The 825-nt window shown below is 79.9% G+C and carries 1 protein-coding gene; it reads left to right on the top strand.

Going from position 1 to position 825, the window contains the following annotated elements:
• Positions 1 to 825 (top strand): protein phosphatase 2C domain-containing protein (locus ABD317_RS37385; protein WP_344296587.1); only part of this gene is annotated, 825 nt, incomplete at both ends.

Here is an 825-nt window from a genome sequence, read left to right as displayed (position 1 = left end):
GCGGCCCGGCCCGCCGACGCCTCGCCCCCGCCCGCCACGATGCGGCTGCGGCAGGTGTCCGTCACCGACACCCTCACCGACGCGGACTGGTCCGCCCGGCGCACCGGTTCCTTCGTCGGCGGCGGGCCGCCCACGTACGAGGCGGAGCCCACCACGCTGCCCGAGGTCGCGCCCGGGGCGCTCGGCGAACTGGTGCCCGACACCGTCCTCGACGGCGCGCGCTACGGGTCCTTCACCCTCCGCACCGCCGCCACCCGCGGCGACAGCCCCCGCTACCGCGGCGAGCAGCGCCGCGACGCCGTCCTCACCGCCCGCTTCGGCGGCGGCGACGACGCGCTCGTCTTGGTCGCCGTCGCCACCGGTGCCCGCGGCGTGCCCCGTACGGACCGGGCGGCCGCCTCGCTCGTGCGGTGGATGGGCGAGGCGGTCGGCCGCAGCCGGGCCCGCCTCTCCGAGGACATACGTACCGGTCGCCGCGCCGCGCTGAAGGCCGGTCTGCACCGGCTCACCGGCCGCACGTACGGGCTGCTGCGCGCGCAGGCCGAGGAGTTCGGCGTGGACCCCGCGGAGTACACCGCCGGGCTGCGCTGCCTGCTGCTGTCCACCGACGCCGCCTGCCGCACCCGGGTGTTCTTCGGCACCGGGCCCGGCGGTCTCTTCCGGCTGCGCGACGACGAGTGGCAGGACCTGGAGCCGGCCCCGCCGGACGGCGACGACGGGCCCGGCGCGGAGAAGCACGACCCCCCGGCCGCCGCGCCGCCCGCCGCCCGCGCCGGCCGCCGCCTCGCCGTCGACCACGGCGCCCGCCCCCCGCGCAGCGACCCC

Source organism: Streptomyces synnematoformans (assembly GCF_039531005.1).
Classification (GTDB): Bacteria; Actinomycetota; Actinomycetes; order Streptomycetales; family Streptomycetaceae; genus Streptomyces; species Streptomyces synnematoformans.
This window is presented reverse-complemented; position numbering and strand designations above follow the sequence as displayed.